The organism is Streptosporangium sp. NPDC050148, from assembly GCF_055586505.1.
In genome coordinates this window covers 93448-93942 of the sequence record NZ_JBVJIA010000030.1, presented here as the reverse complement: position 1 = coordinate 93942, position 495 = coordinate 93448, and the positions used below count along the sequence as shown (strand labels likewise).

Sequence of the window (495 nt, the reverse complement as noted above, 5' to 3'; positions counted from 1 at the left end):
CCCGGAAGTTAAGCTCTTCAGCGCCGATGGTACTGCACCGGGGACGGTGTGGGAGAGTAGGTCACCGCCGGACAATCTTTCGAAAGCCCCCACCAATGGTGGGGGCTTTCGTGTTTTCATGGGCCGGTTCGTCCAGGCAGGCCTTCCCCTCTCGAACGAGCCGGAAGGCGTACCCGCAGCGCGGGACTCTCAGCGCAGAACTCCATGATCTCTCCGGGATCGAAGACATCGGAAGGCGTCGAAGGCCCGTCAAGGAGGCCTCGAAGGGGCGTTGAGGGGGCGTCGAAGGAGCATGGTTCACGACCGGGCCGGCGCTCCACGGCCGCTTCGAGCCGACACCGACGCCGACACCCACATCCTCACGGTCGTCATGAGGACCGCGCCTGTAAGACCCGGGACAGGAACGCCACGGGGGGGGGGGGGGGGGGGGGGGGGGGGGGGGGGGGGGGGGGGGGGGGGGGGGGGGGGGGGGGGGGAGGGGAGGGGCGGGGAAGA

At 69.9% G+C, this 495-nt stretch carries 1 rRNA gene; it reads left to right on the top strand.

Annotated elements, in window-relative coordinates:
• Positions 1-73, top strand: a 5S ribosomal RNA gene (gene rrf / locus ACZ6RT_RS28755); the annotation flags it as partial.
• Positions 74-495 lie beyond the last annotated feature (422 nt).